This is a genomic window from Marinomonas posidonica, from assembly GCF_043643765.1.
Taxonomy (GTDB): domain Bacteria; phylum Pseudomonadota; class Gammaproteobacteria; order Pseudomonadales; family Marinomonadaceae; genus Marinomonas; species Marinomonas posidonica_A.
This window is the reverse complement of record NZ_JBHZSP010000007.1, coordinates 193,651-212,181: the sequence shown is the minus strand read 5'-3', so window position 1 is coordinate 212,181 and position 18,531 is coordinate 193,651. Positions and strand designations below refer to the sequence as shown.

Here is an 18,531-nt window from a genome sequence, read left to right as displayed (position 1 = left end):
CATAAATTTTGTGTTTATTTTTCAAATAGAAAACAGAAATTAATTTAAACATATAAATAACAGTAACTTAAAAAACAAATAACAATTCTTAATATTACTTATATTAAGAAACATTAAGTAAATATTTGTAAACTTTATACAGGTCTGTATATTTACGTCTTTCTTAGATTGCAATGCACTTTAAACACAATGAGGACGTAACCTGCATGATATCAACCTTTAAAAGAACGTCACTACCTAAACAGCTAGGCATAGGAACACTACTGGCCGTATTAATCTGTTTCACCATTTTGGTGTTGGTCATAGGCCAATTGTTCAATCGTGAGATCAGCGGCATTGTGACTGATCACCAGAAGAAAGAAGTCGAACTGGTCGTTGAACGCCTTAATAGCCGCTACGATACCTTTGTTCGTATCGCAAGTTTTAACCACAATCTGATTAATATGAATCTACAAAACTTGAACGTAACCTCTTCTAACAGTGCGCAAGTTAAGGGCATGGCCCTTCCCAGTCTGCAATTAAATGATAAACAAATAAACGGCAACAGCCAGGTTATTCTAGATATTGCCAACGCCGCAGGAGCAGACATCAGCTTAGTGGTAGCGCAACAAGGTAAATTTTATCGTGCCGCCAGCTCGGATCTAAATTTACCGGTCGAGATCCAGTCCAATTCCAAAGCCACAACAGGCTTGCGCACTGCGAAGCCCTATGTTGGCCGAACCATTATCGGTAACAAAGAATACTTTGCGGCTTACCACCCCCTTCAACATCAAAGCAACGTATTTATTGAGCAACTTTACCCTTTTGATACCATCCTCCAGCCACTGCGTGACTCTCTAAACAAAATGGTGTTTGGTAAAACGGGTTACATTTATGTGGCCGAGGCCAGTAAAGAAAAAGAAGGACTGTTGGTCATTCACCCTTCTGAAGAGGGAAAAACACTCTACCAACTGAGCAGTGAATTGACCGATACTTTCAAAAAGCTATTCCAATCTGAGAAAGGCTTGATTCACTACACCTTAAAAATAACGGACAAAGGAGAAACGCCGCGTCCGTCCAAGGTGGTGTTCCAAGAAGCTTCTAAATGGGGCTGGGTTGTGGCGTTAAAATCTTACGATGACGAATACGCCGAAGTGGTCAATCATGTGCTATTCATTGTTACTATTATTGCTTTCATTGCCGCCCTGATGTTGACCCTAATTTTAATACTTTTTATCCGTAAAGCCTTGTCTCCGTTGAAAGAAATGTCTTCTGCTATGTCTGAATTAGGCCAAGGGAATCTGACGTTCCGATTTCAAAGAAATGCCAGTAAAAACAGTCAGAATGAAATCGACGCTCTGCAAAATGACGCCATCAAAATGCGCGACAATTTAATTAAATTGGTGTCGAACATTCAGACCTCAAGTGAAGCGCTATTGGCATCAACATCCGGTATTACTGAGGCAAACAGCGATTTAGTACAAAGCGCCGATTCTAGCCAAGACGCGAGTGCGCAAGTCAGCTCAGCCATCACTCAAATAGCCACTTCAATCGAAGAAGTGGCGCAAAGCTCTAACCAGGTATCGGAACAATCGGCCAAAGTGTCACACCTGACCACACAAGGTCACCATGCCGTTAAACAAGTTGAAGAAACGGTCAGCATGTTGTCGTCAGCCTTCACGCAAGCCTCCAACACCATCAAAACAGTCGAACATAGCTCGAAAGACATTGGTGAGGTGGTGACAGTCATCAACAACATTGCCGAACAAACCAACCTTTTGGCGCTAAATGCCGCCATTGAAGCAGCCCGAGCAGGGGAGCAAGGACGTGGTTTTGCCGTGGTTGCCGATGAGGTTCGCGTATTAGCACAGCGCACACAAAGTTCAACAGAAGAAATTCGCAATGTGGTTGATCGGCTTCAAAACAATAGTCAGTCGGCCGTGCTAGACATGGAGCAAGGGTCTGAGCAAGTACTCAATAGTATTGAACAAACTCGTGAGGCAGACCAACTTTTAGATGACATTTTAAAGTCCATTCAGGAAGTGGAAATGGGCATAAGTCATGTAGCCGCCGCGACGGAAGAACAAAGTGTCGCATCTACTCAAATTCGTCAGAACGCAGAAGACCTGAAACACGCCGCCATGCAAACTCAAGCCATGGCCAATACTTCACAAGGTCACAGTCAAAACATTGAACAACTGGCCAACACCCTGCAAAAAGACTTATCTAGTTTTACAATAAAATAACGTTGGCGTGTTCCTATAGCCACAGTATCATACTGTGGCTATAGGAGACTTTTATGACCCATTCTGACCATCATCGCCATTGCCTCATTTTAAGAGGAACAAGTCAGCAACTGTTGTCAGAATTCCTACATTTAACTCGGTCTCTCAAGACCCCTCTGATTTGTAGCCAACAAATTGAACAGTACAACCAACTCAATCAAGGCCGGCATCAGACCTGCAACTTCAAACAGGCTCGCCAGCTGCTTGGTAGTACTCAAGAAGCCGTGTTAATTGACTTAACACAAGGCGTTTCCGCCAGCGCTCTAGCCATTCTTGCTGGCACTGTTCGTGGCGGAGGTCTATTCGCCCTTGGACTCCCTAACGGAGACTGGCATGAACACCTCGATCAGGATTTATCTCGTTACATACCTTGGCCATATCAGACAGAACAAGTTCATTCGTATTTTAAAGACTATTTATGGTCACGTTTGCAGGGCGCTTCTAGCCCGTTTAAAGAAAGCGGAGAACAACAAACACCATTAATCGCCTTACCAGTTTGGCCACAAAACATCACACTGACCTCGCAACAGCAAGAGGCCCAGAACCAGCTTCTTAAATTAGAAGCAGATCATTACATCCTCACTGCTGCCCGAGGGCGAGGTAAATCCACCATGCTGGGCGACACGTTGGCGAAACTGTCGCAATCGTCACTCAACCTTGCCTTAGTGGCACCAAATCAAGACGCCATCGGAACCTTAAAAGCACAATTTGAACAAAGCTTAAAACAACGAAAAAGCTCAGCAAAATGGCCTTTTTATGCCGCTGATGCCTTACTTGCAGACCCGCAACATTGGGATGTTTTAATCGTCGATGAAGCCGCTATGTTTCCTATCCCCATGCTTATTGAGTTGGCTAATCGCGCAAAACATTGTGTCTTTAGTACCACAGATTATGGTTATGAAGGGATAGGAAAAGGCTTTGGCATGCGTTTTACTAAGCATTTGAAGCAGCTGAAAAATCGATCCCTAAAGGGCGTGGTTTACCTAAAATTGGAGCAGCCCATTCGATGGGGGAAAAATGACCCACTTGAAACATGGCTAAACAATACCTTTTTCTTAGGCGGCGATATCGCCAACGAGTCACCTTCTGCAACACCAATTGAATCTCTTCAATATCAAGCTTTGTCAGCAAAAGACTGGTTACAACATCCAAGTCAGCTAAGCCAAGCTTTTCAATTGTTGGCCAATGCTCATTACCAAACCTCAGCGGATAATTTACGCTGGATGCTAGACGACCCTTCCCTTTCAATCCACACTCTGAATCATCAACAAGACTTGCTGTCTCTCGCCATTGTGTCCGCTGAAGGCGGCTTACCCGATAGCTTAAATCAAGCGGTAATGGAAGGTAAGCGCCGGCCCAGAGGACACTTAGTCCCACAGTCTTTACTCGCACACGAAGGCCTCGCAGAAGCAGGAAAACTGAATTTTTGGCGCATTAGTCGGATTGCCACTCAACCAAACCAGCATGACCTTGGCTATGGCAGTCAACTGCTTGAAAAAGTCGAACAATCGGCCCCGCCAGAGTGCGATTTTCTGTGCACCAGTTTTGCAGCAACACCAGACGTACTGCATTTTTGGCTAAAAAATGGCTATCGAATTGTGCGCTTGGGAACATCGAAAGATCAGGCTAGTGGCAGCTATTCCATCATGCTGGTGAAACCACTTAACCAGTCAGCGAATACCATAAGCACAGGCTGGCAAACACGCTTTATTGAAAAATTTACCGTAAGTTTAATGTTGCAGTACCATGACCTACCTAGCGATTTGGTGCTGCAAATACTAGCGGTAAGTCATGGCGAGGTTCATTTACCTAGCTTGGCCCAACTCAACTCACAAGAACATAACGAATTATCCTTATTCATAGATCATCACAAACCTTTCGACAGCATACGCCCGGCGTTTTTAAAAGCATGCTATCAACTGGCCATTAATCAGCAGCTTGATGCCAATAATCCGAGCCATCTACTCATGTTAGACGCCGCATTAGGCCGAAACCTGTCCGACAATCAGAAAAAGGCTCAGTTGGGTGGTAAAAAAGCCATTTACCAAACTTTCAAAAGCCTTTTAAAAGTTAAAATAGGCGGTTAACCACCCATTAATGGACACTTCATGTGCCAAGTCTCCCCCACAAACAACACCACACGATTTTAGATAGCCTACACATAAGACTGAAAAATCATTTTATTTCAATGAGTTAAGGGGAAACACAAAGATTTGGCACGAAATGTGTAACCAACTCTGCCTAGCAATATTTTTTTGCGCAGCCCATTTTAGGGCTAAAAAATCCGGCAACAATAATAAATACGCTTTTTGGAGTTTTATAAAAATGAAAAAAATCAGTCTTGCTCTTACTTCTCTTGCCCTTGCGTTTTCGGCAAATACAGCCCTAGCGAACTGTGACGCTGGTGAACGTGTTGTGAAATTCAGCCACGTAACGGGCGGTACAACTCACCCGAAAGTGGTTGCTGCGAATAGTTTTGCAGATCGCGTTAACCAAGAGATGAATGGAAAACTATGTGTTGAAGTCTTCCCTAACTCAACGCTTTTCGGCGATTCAAAAGAGCTTGAAGCTCTGTTGTTAGGTGATGTTCAGCTATTGGCACCTTCTTTATCTAAGTTCGGTTCTTACACTGACAAATACGGCGTGTTCGACCTACCCTTCATTTTTAAAGATATGGATCACGCGATTCGTTTCACAAAAACGCCAGAAGGCAAAAAACTTCTTCTTGAAATGGACGAGTACGCAGGCTTTGTTGGTCTAGGTTACTGGATGTCTGGTATGAAATACTTCTCTGCCAACAAACCACTAATCCAGCCAAGCGATGCGTCTGGTTTGAAATTCCGTGTCCAAACGTCTGACGTTGCTAAGCAAATGATTGCGGCAATGGACGCTTCGCCACAAGCCATGGCTTTCTCTGAAGTGTACGGCGCATTGCAAACAGGTGTTGTCGATGGTCAAGAAAACACTTGGTCTAACATCTACACGAAAAAATTCTACGAAGTTCAAGACAGCATCACAGAAACGAACCATCAGTTGTTGGCTTACTTGTTCATGACGTCTTCTGAATTCCTAGACAGCTTATCTTCTGAAGATCGCGCGCAATTCCTTCAAATTGCTGACGACGTGACTCAAGAGGCTAACTTGTCTGTTAAAGCCAAAGAAGCGGCGAACCGCGCTAACATTCTTAAGGCTGGCGGTAAAATCAATACGTTAACACCGGAACAACTAAACGTTTGGGTTGAGACTATGAAGCCTGTCTGGAAACAATTTGAAAACTACATTGGTAAAGACCTAATTAACGCAGCGGCTGGTGCATAAGTTAGTTCTACCCTGCAGTGAGCTGGCTTTCGAGCCAGCTCTTTGTGGTTTTAATGTGACCCCTGTCTCCTTCTGTTGACCCAATAGTTTCACAATCTTGCCACACACTGCTGTTTTATTGTTTTGCTCCACAAGCCCTAGGAGAACCCCATGGCATATTGGCCACATTTGTATTTACTCTTCTTTATCCTTGTTATTTGGGGATTAGAAAAACGCTTTCCAAAGGTGATGGAAAGAGCAGAAGAAAACCTGCTAATTATCGTTATTTCGTCCATCATGGCCGTGTCTTTTGGTCAAGTTATCGCACGATATGGCTTTAACACTGGCTGGGATGCCGCTCTAGAATTCAACACCGTTGCTTTCTCTTGGTTAATCTTACTAGGCATGAGTTACGGCATAAAAACAGGTCTTCACTTAGGTGTCGACATTGTTCTTAACGCCGTGCCAAGACGAATTGCGAAAGGCCTATCCTTATTTGGTGCAGCTGCCGCCATGCTGTATGGTTTAATCCTATTAGATTCCACTTGGTTAGCCATGCTTGGTGTTGATGTGCGCGGTGGCGCGATTGAATACTGGTCGAAAATGTTCCGTATCGGCATTGGCTCTGAAGAACTTCGTTACCCTGAATTCATTCAAGAAATGTTTGGTGTACGTCCACGCATTCAGCGTTGGATCGTTTTGGTCATTCTTCCAATCAGTTTGGCACTTCTGTCTTATCGCTCTCTACAAGCTTTTATTAATATTGCCCGCGGCAAACGTGACATGTTAATCAGTGGCCATGAGGCACAAGATCTTGTCAAAGAAAACCAAAACATCTTGAAAGACTAGCTCAGGAGCTTAATTGTGGAATCGCTTATTCTATTTTCTATGGTACTAGTCTTGCTGTTTATCGGCTTGCCTGTTGGTATCTCCTTGGGCTTATCGTCCATCTTGTTTATTACCTTTTTCTCACACGACTCTTTGTCGTCTGTTGCCATTTCCTTATTTGGAGCGGGCCAACACTATACCTTGCTGGCCATCCCATTTTTCATCATCGCGTCGTCTTACATGTCGACTGGTGGTGTGGCAAAGCGTCTGATTAACTTCGCTATTGCCAGTGTGGGCCACTTCCGTGGTGGATTGGCCATGGCGTCTGTGTTGGCATGTATGATGTTCGCAGCCTTGTCTGGCTCTTCTCCAGCCACAGTTGTGGCCATCGGTACGATTGCCATTGCAGGTATGACGCAAGTAGGTTACTCCAAAGAGTTTGCTGCTGGCATCATCGCTAACGCTGGTACTTTGGGCATCTTGATTCCGCCCTCTATCGTAATGGTAGTATACGCGGCATCGGTTGATGTTTCGGTTGGTCGTATGTTCTTGGCTGGGGTTATCCCAGGCTTAATGGCCGGCGGCATGTTAATGTTGGCGATCTATGTGGTAGCACGCATCAAAAAACTGCCTGCTGAAGAGTGGAAAGGGTTTGGCAATCTGATCCGTGGTGGTAAAGACGCAGGTTGGGGCTTGTTCCTCGTCGTTATCATCATGGGCGGTATTTACGGCGGTGTATTCACGCCAACGGAAGCTGCTGTGGTCGCCGCTGTCTATTCTATGTTCATTGCCTTGTTTGTTTACCGTGATATGGGACCTTTAAAAGGCAAAACTTGGACCAATGACAATGATGCACCGCACGCTCGCGTAGGTTTCAATGGCCTAGTTTATGGCGTGTCTTTCTTCCTTGTGTGGGAAATCATGTCATTCTTCGCTTTATCAGACAGTGACACCATCACAGGTGGTGATCGTGCCCTTTGGGGATTGATCATGTCTGTGTTGTTGGCGGTCTTCTATGTGTATAAACGCTCCGCCAAACTGGATGAATCCATTGGCGCTTGTTTAGCGGCTGGTCTGCCTATTTGGGGTCGCAACCTAAGCCTAATGCTACGCGGCTTCTTCCCATCGTTGTTTGGCGATGAGTCTCGCAAAGTCATGTTGGAAGGCACCAAAACCACAGTTATGTTGATGTTCATCATCGCCAATGCCTTGTTGTTCGCCCACACCTTGTCGGCTGAACGTATTCCACAAGCCATTACAGAGTGGATGTTGGGCGTTGGTTTCAACTGGTTTACCTTCTTGATCGCAGTCAACATCCTACTGTTGATCGGTGGTCAGTTCATGGAACCATCAGGACTTTTAGTAATCGTTGCACCAGTGGTGTTCCCAATCGCTATGGAACTGGGTGTTGACCCAATTCACTTGGGTATCATCATGGTGGTTAACATGGAAATCGGTATGATTACGCCGCCGATAGGCTTAAACCTGTTCGTTACCTCAGGTATCACTGGCATGAGTTTGGCTCGCGTGGTGAAAGCAGCGATGCCATTCGTATTGGTATTAATGGTGTTCTTGGTATTGGTTACTTACATTCCTGCTCTATCGACTGCCTTACCTTACAGCATCATGGGACCAGAAATCGTTCAGTAATGATTCTAGGAGTGACTTTTAAGAGAGTCTCTCAGACACAAAAAAAGAGCCGCAACCTGAAAGGTGCGGCTCTTTTTTTGTGTCTATATAAAATACAGTTTCTGATTTAACGAGCCAACCATCCACCGTCCACCGCAATAGTGTAGCCATTCACGTAGCGCGATGCATCAGAAGCAAGAAACACGACTGGTCCCGCCATGTCTTCTGGTAACCCCCAACGCCCCGCTGGAATACGTCCTAAGATCTCACTTGAGCGCGCTTCATCAGCACGTAAAGCTTGCGTGTTATTCGTCGACATATAACCCGGTGCGATGGCATTTACATTGATACCATGTTTCGCCCATTCATTAGCAAGCAAACGGGTAACCCCCATCACACCACTTTTCGATGCAGTATAAGACGGCACTCGAATGCCCCCTTGGAAAGACAACATAGAAGCAATATTAATGATGTTGCCAGAACTACCTTGCTTGATCACCTGACGAGCAAAACCTTGTGACATAAAGAACACAGACTTAATGTTCACATCCATCACGTCATCCCAGTCTTTTTCACTGAAATCAATCGCATCATTACGACGTATAATCCCCGCGTTATTTACCAGAATATCCACTTGACCAAAGGCTGAGACGGCCTCTTTAATCACTAAATCTACAGAGTCCACTTTACTCATATCTGCAGTTACACTGTGAAACTTGCGGCCCGTTGCCGCCATGAGCTCAATGGTTTCGGATGGATCATCACGATTAACACCAACAATATCCGCTCCAGCTTTCGCCAACGCCAATGCCATACCTTGCCCTAAGCCTGTATTACATCCAGTAACAATGGCAACCTTGTTACTGAGATCAAACATTTCTTTCATAAAATCACCTAATCAATTTTCACGGCACAGATTAGCCAAACAGTGACAAAGCCGTTCGTTCGTACATTCAGAATAACACAAGAAAATATATTTTTAAATTTAATGAAACAGTTTTTCAAAAAAAACAACAAGCCAATAAAAATTTAACGCATGATTGCAAATTTATTGCCATAAAGATGAAATGAAACGCTTCTTGAAACTCAAACAAACCCTTGTTTGTTTGCTAAATGACCGTGCGACTCTGTCGAATCGCACGGTCGATTGGCTAGCGCATAGCGCGACGCAAGATACGATTACCTTGTTTTATGAAGTCTTCAGCTGCTTCTTCAACAGTAATTTGCCCTTGATCCATTTTTTCGATGAGCTCTTGGAACAAGCTAACAAATTGTGGGTTTTCAAAATAAGCAGAGGTTTGCAATTGCTTTGGTAAGTCGTTAATTTGCGCCAAACCTGCAACAGAAAGGTCAGACTCTTTAATGGTACCATCTAACATCAAAGCACGACGTGCCGCTAAGCTCAAAGGCACACCACGCGCTAAGCCCATGGCTTTATAACCCGCAGGTTCATTGAGAATGAAGTTCAGTAATTTTGCTGCCACTTCTGGTTGATCGCTGTTTTTACCAATAGAGAACATTTGTGCAGGCTTGTAAAACAGACCCGCATCACTGACTCCTTTCATCATTGGGTAGAAACCCAACTCCAATGACATAGGTGGTTTTAAATTATCGTTGTACTTATTAATCGCCGAGTTCCACATGTACAAACCGGCCCATTCACCATTGATCCAAGGCTTATGTTCATAAAGATTGGCCGCACCAAAGCCCGCAATGTATTTACTGCTTGGCGCCACATGGTTTTTCACCATGTCTTCGTAAAGCTTGAAGAACTCCAACATCTGCTCATCGGAATACGCAATGCGCTTGTTGTCTTCATCTATCATTGGGATGCCGTATTTCTGCACCATATAAGAACGGTTCATGGCAATCACATCACGACCTTCTAACACCAATGGGAAGTACTCATCACCCAGTTTTTCTTTGAAGACTGGACCGGCTTTCATGAAGTCATTCCAAGTCACAGGGTAAGGCAATCCAGCTTTATCCCAAACGTCCTTGTTAAAGTAGAAAATACGTGCGGCCATGGAGATTGGAATACCATTCAACTTACCGTTATTGGTACCTGCTGCCAACGCCGCTTCATCAAACTGGCTCAGATCTAGAATGTCGCTGTAGTCACGTAAATCTTTGAAACCATCACCACGACGGGAAAAAATAGGCATCCAGTTCCAGTTAGTCTGCATCAAATCTGGCTCTGTATTACCAGCAATTTGCGTCGTTAAACGCTCTAAGTGGCCACCCCAACCGGTGTATTCCGTTTTGACACTGATGTTTGGGTTCACTTTTTCGAATTCTTTTACGGCCGCATTCGTTGCCGCATGTCGGGAATTCCCTCCCCACCATGACATACGCAGATCTTCTGCATTGACATGGGTGCTGACCATTGAACCAGCAGACGCTAACCCAACTAACATAGCTATTGTTTTTATTTTCATGCTTGCTTTCCTCGTTTTATAACATCATGTTAAAACTTTTTAGCACCGCTCAAGCTAAGCTCTAACGGCGCATAAAAGCTGTTAGAGAGAAATATTTTCCTCGGTTTGCTTATCAAAGATATGGGCATTACTCATTTCAAAATGAAACAATTGCTCCTTACCTTTTGAATTCCAAAGTTGTGCTTCTACGATGTCAGACGGAATGCGCGCGCACATTTCTTTCTTCTCACCGTCTACAGAGAAGTGCACATAAAATTCTGCCCCCATGTTCTCCATACGAATCACAATACCTTTCACTACCTCACCACTAGGCGAGTTGTCATCAGCCAACCTGATGAACTCAGGACGAATACCAAACACTACATCAGAGGTAAATTTATCCGCCACTTTTTGTGCTTTTTCAGTGGGCAAAGTCAGTCCTTGCTCATTCAAAGAAAGGTGATAATCATCTTGATCATTACGCGACAAATCCGCTTCTACCATGTTCATCTCTGGGGCACCAATGAAGCCTGCAACAAATAAGTTTTGCGGGTATTTATACAAATTGGCAGGCGTATCTACTTGCATGATGTGGCCGTCTTTCATGACACAAATGCGATCGCCCATGGTCATGGCTTCGGTCTGATCATGGGTAACATATACACTGGTCGCAGAACGGTTAGTTTTCTTTAGGGTGTTATGCAAATCTGATATACGTACTCGCATGGAGGCTCGTAATTTCGCATCTAGATTAGACAGAGGTTCATCGAACAAGAAAACCTGTGGGCGCTTCACTATGGCTCGACCCACTGCCACACGCTGCGCCTGACCGCCAGACAATTGACGGGGTAAACGATCTAACAAAGGCGTTAATTCCAGCAATTCAGCAGCTTCGTTAACCTGCTTTTCAATATCGTCTTTGCTGACTTTAGCCAGTTTCAAACCAAAACCTAGGTTTTCACGCACACTCATATGTGGATACAGGGCGTAATTTTGGAATACCATGGCAATGCCACGATCTTTTGGTGGTAAGTTATTCACTGTACGATCGCCAATGGTGATGGTGCCACCAGAGATGGACTCCAACCCTGCCAACATACGCAGAGTGGTGGATTTAGCACACCCAGAAGGACCGATCACCACCAAGAACTCTCCGTCTTCAATTTCCAGATTAATCCCATGAACCGCTTTAAAACCGTTCGAGTACACTTTCGTTAAATTTTCTAATACAACTTTAGACATAATAGCTACCTAACCTTTAACACCACCGGACGTAATTCCTTCCACAAAATAGTTTTGTGCGATCAGGAAGACGACAATTGACGGAACGATGGCAATCGATGCCATAGCAAGAATTTCATTCCATTGAGTCCCTTCGGTGACATCAATGGATAATTTCAACGCAAGTGCGATGGGGTATTTTTCAACACTAGAGATGTAGATCAATGGACCGAGGAAATCATTCACGGACCACATAAATTGGAACAAGGCCACGGAAATAATCGCTGGTTTAAGCATAGGCACCACTATGTACCAAAGCAGTTGAAAGGAATTACAACCATCGATCATAGCAGCCTCTTCCATGTCAGTTGGCAACCCTCGTAGGAATTGAATCAACATGAAGACAAAGAAACCTTGCGTCGCAAATGCCATGGGCAAATACAAAGGCATGTAGCTGTCCAACATACCCATTTCACGAAACATCAAATACTGTGGAATCAACAACACAGACGTCGGTAGCAAAATGGTGGCAACCAGAGTAACAAACCAAAACTTCTTAAAGGGAATATCAAAGCGAGCAAAACCATACGCCACAATGACAGACGAAATCACCGTTAAGATCACCTTCGGCACCACGTAATAAAAGGTATTCAGAAAAAAGCGTCCAAAGGTGTATTCGGTCCCCGTATTCCAACCATTAATGAAACCGTCTAAAGAAAACTCATTAGGCCATAAACTCAACGAGCTAAAGATCTCATGGTTGGGTTTGAACGAGGCTGAAAACATCCAAAACAAGGGGTACAGCATCACCAAACCACAGAACAAGAGAATAAAGTAGCGAATACCAGCACCAATTTTCTGTTTGCGCATTTGCACACGTAAAAAACGATCGTTATCGACAACGCTCGTGGTGGATTTATTTATAAATGATTTAGCCATGTTTATTTACCACCCTTATCACCGGAATAGAACACCCAGTATTTAGAAGACTTAAAGGAAATCGCTGTAAAAATAGCCACCGCCACAAACAACACCCATGCCAAAGCACTGCCATAGCCCAAGTCAAAGTATTTAAAGGCGGTTTCATAAATGTACAAAGAGAACAGATAAGTCGACTTCGCAGGGCCTCCGCCGGTAATCACATAAGGTGCCGTAAACTCTTGGAAAGCCTGAGTGGTCTGCATGATGAAGTTAAAGAAAATCACTGGTGTAATGAGAGGTACTGTAATCTTAGTAAACATTTGCCATTTAGACGCCCCATCAATCATGGCCGCTTCATATTGTGATTGGGGCACACTTTGCAAAGCAGCAAGGAAGATCACCATCGCCGAACCAAACTGCCACACCCGCAACAAAGTGACCGAAAACATGGCAAATACTGGCTCACCTAACCAAGAAATTGGCTCCACGCCAAAGATCCCTAAGAAGCTGTTCAATAAGCCGTCGAGAGAAAAAATAGCTCGCCACAACACCGCAATGGCCACACTGCTACCCAAGATAGAAGGAATATAATAAGCCGTACGGAAGAATTTAATACCGCGTAATTTAAAGTTCAGTACGAAGGCGATAAAAAGGGCAAAAGCCAATTTAAGAGGAATCGTCAGGAAAACATAAGCGAAGGTCACGCCCATCGACTTATAGAAAGTATCGTCATCCATCATATAGCGATAATTATCCAAACCGATATATTCCGGCGGATTGATCAGATCATAGTCGGTAAAACTAATGATTAATGACGACAAAAATGGGAAAGCGGTAAAAACCAGCAATCCAATTATGTAGGGGCTGATATAGGCCAAGCCTAACCGTCGATTTTCATACATATTGATCAACTCTATTTTGTTGTTATTGAGGTTGCATTTTCGATAGTAGTGGAGGCATTTCATTTTTTCAATGACTTTAATCACTTTTTTTGAAATGCTTTTTCAAAAAAAGAACAAATACTTTTCAACTGTTTTTGTGCCAATCCTCTATAAGCCTTTCATTACCTAACTTATAGATGTTTTCCGAACTAAAAAGCGAAGCAAAAAAAAGCGAGACCAAAGCCTCGCTAAAGTGACACCTATCCAGACGTCCTCTCTCTTCAATTGAAAGAAACGCTACTAAACTAATTTCAATTTATTGTCGAACAACTGTGGAATCATCAACGGATTATCGTCTTGTACACTGTTTGGTAATAAACTAACGGGGAAATCCTGATAACACACTGGACGCAAGAACCGCTCAATAGCGGCACTGCCCACCGAGGTAGAACGACTGTCTGATGTGGCTGGGAAAGGCCCACCATGTACCATGGCCTGACACACCTCAACCCCAGTTGGGTAGCCGTTACACAACAAACGTCCTGCTTTGCGCTCAAACACGGGTAATAACGCCCTTACCGCATCGCTGTCCGCATTATCCATCTGAATAGTGATGGTCAATTGGCCTTCAAAGTGCTCAGCTAATTGACGATATTCATCAAGGCTCTGACATTTAATGACTAAAGAAGTCGAGCCAAATACCTCCCCTTCCAAACGCTTATCCGCTAAGAAAGTCTTGGCTTGTGTCACAAAAACGTGTGCCTGACACTGGTTTGGTTGCTCTGATGCGGCAGATTGCGCCAACAAAGTCACGCCCTCATGCTCAACCAAGCCGTTCACACCCTCACAGTAGGCTTGATAAATACCCGGACTAAGCATAGTTTGCGTACCTAATGCTTGAGTATCTTCCGCCACCTGTTGCAAAAAATCTTCACAAGCAGGCCCATCCATCACCACCACCAGGCCTGGATTAGTACAAAATTGCCCAGCCCCCATGGCCAACGAGGCCACAAAACCCGACGCCATCGTTTTGGCATCTTGAGCCAGTTTGCTTGGCATCATAAAAACAGGGTTTATGCTGCTCATTTCAGCATAAACCGGAATCGGTTCAGGGCGATTCGCTGCAATATTCATTAAGGCAACACCCCCCGAACGGGAGCCAGTAAACCCCACCGCTTTAATATGAGGATGCGCCACGAGAGCACCACCCACATCGGCACCAGCACCAAACAGCAAAGAAAATACGCCTTCAGGCATTTGACACTTTTTTACCGCTTGCTGAATCGCACGGCCAACCAATTCAGACGTCCCTGGATGAGCGGAATGTGCCTTTACCACCACAGGGCAACCGGCCGCTAATGCAGAGGCTGTATCGCCACCGGCTACTGAAAAAGCTAATGGGAAGTTACTGGCACCAAACACGGCCACAGGACCCAGTGGAATTTTTTGAAAACGCAAATCCGCTCGTGGCAATGGCGCTCTATCAGGCAGCACAGGATCAATGCGCGCATCGAGAAATTTGCCCATGCGAACTACCGAAGCAAACATACGCAATTGCCCCATGGTTCGACCGCGCTCACCTTCAATACGAGCTTTCGGTAAACCGGTTTCCGCCATAGCACGCTCTACAAGTAAATCGCCCAACACTAGAATTTCATCGGCGATGGTTTCTAAGAACGCTGCTCGGCGCTCGTGATCAATAACACGATAGTCATCGAACGCTTGCCAAGCCAATGTAACGGCTCGATCAACATGCTGTTGATCGCCGCCTAGAAACTCCGGCTGTAGATACTCATTAGTCGCTGGGTTCAGCGCGCGAATGGCTTTTTTGTGACCCTGTACTGAACTTTGTCCGATCAGCATATGTCCCGTAATTTGCATTGTCTTCTCCACAAATTCAGTCATTAAAAGAACCCCAGAACAGAAGATCTGAGACTGTGGCTATTTATTCGCTTCGATGAGCGCTTGCAGGCGCGCTTCTTGCTCTTGAGTTGGCATGATCAGTGGCGCACGCACCTCTCCCGCAGGACGGCCAATTAACTTAGCACCAGATTTGATCAAGCTCACCGCGTAGCCTTTTTTCTCATCACGCAGACGACAAAAAGGAATAAAGAAGTCTTTCACAATTGCCTCTACCGTTGCTTTTTCACCTGCTCGCAGCGCTTTGTAGAAACGATTCGCCATGTCTGGCATAAAGTTAAACACCGCAGAAGAATAGGTATTCACACCGATGGCCAAATACGCCTCAGCGAAAATCTCAGCAGTCGGCACACCACCAATGTAGACCAAACGATCACCCACTGTTTTGATGATGTCGTTTAATGTTGCCACATTGCCCACACCATCTTTTAAAGCAATCAAGTTGGGGTTCTGCGCCGCTAATTGCTTCACGCTTTCTGCACTCAAAATGCCATTGGCACGATTGTAGTAAATAAACTGAATAGAGCTGCTTTGCATGATTTGTGTGGCGTATTCCACCACACCGTCTTCTGGGCATTCGGTTAAAAAAGGCGGCATCAACAAAATACCATCGCAACCCGCGTCTTCAGCTGCTTTCACAAAGGCTTTAGCCTCGACGACGCTCCGCCCAGCGCTGGCAATCACCGGCACTCGTCCAGCGACCGTTTCCACCGCAATGCGACAAATCTCTTGATACTCTTCCAGCCCAAGGGAGAAGAACTCCCCAGTTCCACCGGCAATAAATACCGACGATACGCCGTGCTCAATAAACCACTCGATGCGTTGTTTGTAAGTGTCAGTTTGAAACTGTCCCTGCGCATCAAAATCCGTGATAGGGAATGACAGTAAACCATCGCTTAAAGATGAACGAATTTGCTCAATTGGAAGTGCCATATAAGGGTCCTCTTACTATTCAAATACCCAAATTTTGGGCAAACGAAACCCTTACCCATGTTGCAGGGCAAAAATTTCATTATTAGGAAATAAATTTAAAAAAGTGCGTTAGCTAAAGTTACGGTTAATCATCGTCTTCAAAGTGGCCTGCAGTGGCAAAGAACCCTCCTTGAAATAACAATGCGGGATGGTCAAGGTCCATTAATGGGTCTTGTGCCAACACCTCTGTTTCAAATTGTGCCGACGAATCTTTCGGCTGCCACCCCAAGAAATTGGACTTACGGTTATCCCACCAAGACCAAGGGTTATTGGATGCACCATACACCACAGTACAAGCTAAGCGATTAACACTGAACACACGCCTCACTAGATCCGCCATGTCCTCTTCACTTAACCAGGTCGACAACATGCGACGATCAATCGGTTTAGGCAGACAGCTGCCGATGCGCACCAGAGCGGATTCAATACCAAACTTCTCAAAGTAATAGCGTGCTAATAACTCACCAAAGCCTTTCGATACGCCATATAAGCTATCAGGTCGCATTGGACTGCCCGCATCTAGGCGTGTCTCACGAGAATGAAAGCCCACCACATGATTCGAGCTGGCAAAAAAGATACGCGCTACCTGATGTTGACGAGCCGCTTCATAGATATGATAAGTGCCTTTCAAGTTACCATTCAAAATACTCTCAAATGTCCCTTCAATGGACTGTCCACCTAAGTGAATAATGCCATCGCAACCTTTAACTAGGGCTTTTACCGCCTCAAAATCCGCCAAATCACAGGCTTGAAAAGACTCGCCAGGTTGCAAATCGACAATCTCAACCAAATCAGACAACACCAACTCGTCCGCCCAACCTGCCAACGTACGACGCATAGCCTTACCTAACGTACCGGCCGCGCCAGTAAGCAATACTCGCTTCATATGTTTCTCCTTAACTACTGATCCAGTTTGGCAGTGCCATAGAAATAGCAGGCACAAATGTTACCAACATTAAAGCGGCCAAGATGGCCAAATAAAATGGCCAGATACTTTTCACAGCACGTTGAATCGGCACTTCGCCAATGGCACACCCAACAAACAAACAGCCACCAACAGGAGGCGTACACAAACCTAGTCCCAAATTCATCATCAACATAATGCCGAACTGGATTGGATCCATCCCCAAACTTACCGCTACAGGCAAAAAGATTGGCGTACAAATCAGGATCAATGCCGCCATGTCCATGATCATGCCCAACAGCAAGAGGATCAGGTTCATCATCAAAAAGATAATGATCGGATTATCCGAAATCGCCGTTAACCCAGTAGCCAATACTTTCGGCACTTCGTACAATGCCAACATGTAGCCAAAAGCAGACGCGCAACCAACTAAGATCATCACCAGACCAGTAGTACGAACCGAACGAATAACAGCGATCCAAAAATCACGTAAAGTCAATGAACGGTAGACCAAAGCGGTAATCAATACAGCATAAATCGCACCAATCGCACCAGATTCAGTAACGGTAAACACACCTGATAAAGCTCCGCCAACCACAATAATGGCGGTAATCAAACCTGGGAATGACGCTAAGAAAGCAATAAAAATAACCTTCAAACCCGCAAACGGTTCGGTTGGGTAATTATTACGAATCGCCATCCAACGAGCCACACATCCCAGCAAAACACACATCAAGATCCCCGGCACAATACCAGCCATGAAAAGACTCGCAACAGACATACCACCGCCTGCGGCCACCACATACAAGATCATATTGTGGCTTGGCGGAATCATGATACCAGCAATAGAGGATGTCACTGTCACATTGACCGCATAAGCATCGTCATAACCTTTCTCCTTCATCACCGGAATCAACAGAGAGCCAAGCGCCGACACATCCGCCACGGCCGAACCCGAAATGCCACCAAACAACATGCTGGAAAAGACATTAACTTGCCCTAAACCACCGCGCATCCAACCCACTGCTGAAGAGGCCAAGCGGATCAAGCGTGCAGCAATGCCACCGTGCAACATCAACTCACCAGCAAAGATGAAAAAAGGAATCGCTAATAATGAAAAAGTAGACGTACCTGCAACGATACGCTGAAAACCAATCATTAACGGCAAGCCTTCATAGAAAAACGCTGAAATTGCAGCCATACCTAATGCAAACGCAACAGGCACACCAACAAAGGTCAGCAGAGCAAATAAGCCCAGTAAAATCGCTAAGCCCATA

14 protein-coding genes are annotated in these 18,531 nt (G+C 44.9%); 5 read left to right on the top strand and 9 right to left on the bottom strand.

Annotation, left to right across the window (positions count from 1 at the left end; genetic code table 11):
- The first annotated feature begins 206 nt into the window (after nt 1-206).
- From ACHUFM_RS10090 to ACHUFM_RS10070, 5 genes are all read left to right on the top strand, one after another.
- Nucleotides 207-2,225, top strand: coding sequence for a methyl-accepting chemotaxis protein (locus ACHUFM_RS10090; RefSeq protein ID WP_394181967.1), 2,019 nt, complete (start codon nt 207-209; stop codon nt 2,223-2,225).
- 53 nt (nt 2,226-2,278) lie between these two features.
- The gene (locus tag ACHUFM_RS10085; protein ID WP_394181965.1) at nt 2,279-4,351 is read left to right on the top strand and encodes a tRNA(Met) cytidine acetyltransferase TmcA domain-containing protein; all 2,073 of its coding nucleotides are present in this window, start codon (nt 2,279-2,281) and stop codon (nt 4,349-4,351) included.
- A 238-nt stretch (nt 4,352-4,589) separates the two neighbouring features.
- A complete protein-coding gene (locus ACHUFM_RS10080; RefSeq protein ID WP_394181963.1) occupies nt 4,590-5,582 on the top strand; it encodes a TRAP transporter substrate-binding protein in 993 nt (330 codons plus the stop codon).
- 150 nt (nt 5,583-5,732) lie between these two features.
- Nucleotides 5,733-6,410 (top strand): TRAP transporter small permease, encoded by a 678-nt coding sequence (locus ACHUFM_RS10075; protein WP_394181961.1) that lies wholly within the window; start codon nt 5,733-5,735, stop codon nt 6,408-6,410.
- A 15-nt stretch (nt 6,411-6,425) separates the two neighbouring features.
- The gene (locus tag ACHUFM_RS10070) at nt 6,426-8,039 is read left to right on the top strand and encodes a TRAP transporter large permease (RefSeq protein WP_063332570.1); all 1,614 of its coding nucleotides are present in this window, start codon (nt 6,426-6,428) and stop codon (nt 8,037-8,039) included.
- A gap of 106 nt (nt 8,040-8,145) precedes the next feature.
- Here the strand turns inward: ACHUFM_RS10070 and kduD are convergent, their stop codons facing one another.
- The 9 genes from kduD to ACHUFM_RS10025 all read right to left on the bottom strand — a co-directional run bounded on the left by kduD (nt 8,146) and on the right by ACHUFM_RS10025 (nt 18,530).
- Nucleotides 8,146-8,904 (bottom strand): 2-dehydro-3-deoxy-D-gluconate 5-dehydrogenase KduD, encoded by a 759-nt coding sequence (kduD, locus tag ACHUFM_RS10065; RefSeq protein WP_394181959.1) that lies wholly within the window; start codon nt 8,902-8,904, stop codon nt 8,146-8,148.
- A gap of 265 nt (nt 8,905-9,169) precedes the next feature.
- Nucleotides 9,170-10,456, bottom strand: coding sequence for an ABC transporter substrate-binding protein (locus ACHUFM_RS10060; protein ID WP_394181957.1), 1,287 nt, complete (start codon nt 10,454-10,456; stop codon nt 9,170-9,172).
- A gap of 81 nt (nt 10,457-10,537) precedes the next feature.
- Nucleotides 10,538-11,677 (bottom strand): ABC transporter ATP-binding protein, encoded by a 1,140-nt coding sequence (locus tag ACHUFM_RS10055; protein ID WP_394181955.1) that lies wholly within the window; start codon nt 11,675-11,677, stop codon nt 10,538-10,540.
- 9 nt (nt 11,678-11,686) lie between these two features.
- The gene (locus ACHUFM_RS10050) at nt 11,687-12,595 is read right to left on the bottom strand and encodes a carbohydrate ABC transporter permease (protein ID WP_463514364.1); all 909 of its coding nucleotides are present in this window, start codon (nt 12,593-12,595) and stop codon (nt 11,687-11,689) included.
- Nucleotides 12,596-12,597: 2 nt separating this feature from the next.
- Nucleotides 12,598-13,479, bottom strand: a complete 882-nt coding sequence (locus ACHUFM_RS10045; RefSeq protein ID WP_394181953.1) for a carbohydrate ABC transporter permease — start codon at nt 13,477-13,479, stop codon at nt 12,598-12,600.
- Between the two features lie 279 nt (nt 13,480-13,758).
- Nucleotides 13,759-15,339 carry an aldehyde dehydrogenase (NADP(+)) gene (locus ACHUFM_RS10040; protein ID WP_394181951.1) on the bottom strand — a complete coding sequence of 527 codons (1,581 nt, stop codon included), beginning with the start codon at nt 15,337-15,339 and terminating at the stop codon, nt 13,759-13,761.
- A gap of 60 nt (nt 15,340-15,399) precedes the next feature.
- Nucleotides 15,400-16,311 (bottom strand): 5-dehydro-4-deoxyglucarate dehydratase, encoded by a 912-nt coding sequence (gene kdgD / locus ACHUFM_RS10035; RefSeq protein WP_394181949.1) that lies wholly within the window; start codon nt 16,309-16,311, stop codon nt 15,400-15,402.
- Between the two features lie 124 nt (nt 16,312-16,435).
- A complete protein-coding gene (locus ACHUFM_RS10030) occupies nt 16,436-17,236 on the bottom strand; it encodes an NAD-dependent epimerase/dehydratase family protein (RefSeq protein ID WP_394181947.1) in 801 nt (266 codons plus the stop codon).
- A gap of 10 nt (nt 17,237-17,246) precedes the next feature.
- Entirely contained in the window at nt 17,247-18,530 is a 1,284-nt protein-coding gene (locus ACHUFM_RS10025; RefSeq protein ID WP_394181945.1) for a TRAP transporter large permease, read from the bottom strand.
- Nucleotide 18,531: the final 1 nt, after the last annotated feature.

What these genes read in the sequence shown, in the direction of transcription:
- ACHUFM_RS10030 (WP_394181947.1), bottom strand. Translation starts at nt 17,236, where the DNA reads ATGAAGCGAGTATTGCTTACTGGCGCGGCCGGTACGTTAGGTAAGGCT.
- ACHUFM_RS10055 (WP_394181955.1), bottom strand. Translation starts at nt 11,677, where the DNA reads ATGTCTAAAGTTGTATTAGAAAATTTAACGAAAGTGTACTCGAACGGT.
- kdgD (WP_394181949.1), bottom strand. Translation starts at nt 16,311, where the DNA reads ATGGCACTTCCAATTGAGCAAATTCGTTCATCTTTAAGCGATGGTTTA.
- kduD (WP_394181959.1), bottom strand. Translation starts at nt 8,904, where the DNA reads ATGAAAGAAATGTTTGATCTCAGTAACAAGGTTGCCATTGTTACTGGA.
- ACHUFM_RS10085 (WP_394181965.1), top strand. Translation starts at nt 2,279, where the DNA reads ATGACCCATTCTGACCATCATCGCCATTGCCTCATTTTAAGAGGAACA.
- ACHUFM_RS10050 (WP_463514364.1), bottom strand. Translation starts at nt 12,595, where the DNA reads ATGGCTAAATCATTTATAAATAAATCCACCACGAGCGTTGTCGATAAC.
- ACHUFM_RS10060 (WP_394181957.1), bottom strand. Translation starts at nt 10,456, where the DNA reads ATGAAAATAAAAACAATAGCTATGTTAGTTGGGTTAGCGTCTGCTGGT.
- ACHUFM_RS10080 (WP_394181963.1), top strand. Translation starts at nt 4,590, where the DNA reads ATGAAAAAAATCAGTCTTGCTCTTACTTCTCTTGCCCTTGCGTTTTCG.
- ACHUFM_RS10045 (WP_394181953.1), bottom strand. Translation starts at nt 13,479, where the DNA reads ATGTATGAAAATCGACGGTTAGGCTTGGCCTATATCAGCCCCTACATA.
- ACHUFM_RS10090 (WP_394181967.1), top strand. Translation starts at nt 207, where the DNA reads ATGATATCAACCTTTAAAAGAACGTCACTACCTAAACAGCTAGGCATA.
- ACHUFM_RS10075 (WP_394181961.1), top strand. Translation starts at nt 5,733, where the DNA reads ATGGCATATTGGCCACATTTGTATTTACTCTTCTTTATCCTTGTTATT.
- ACHUFM_RS10025 (WP_394181945.1), bottom strand. Translation starts at nt 18,530, where the DNA reads ATGGGCTTAGCGATTTTACTGGGCTTATTTGCTCTGCTGACCTTTGTT.
- ACHUFM_RS10040 (WP_394181951.1), bottom strand. Translation starts at nt 15,339, where the DNA reads ATGCAAATTACGGGACATATGCTGATCGGACAAAGTTCAGTACAGGGT.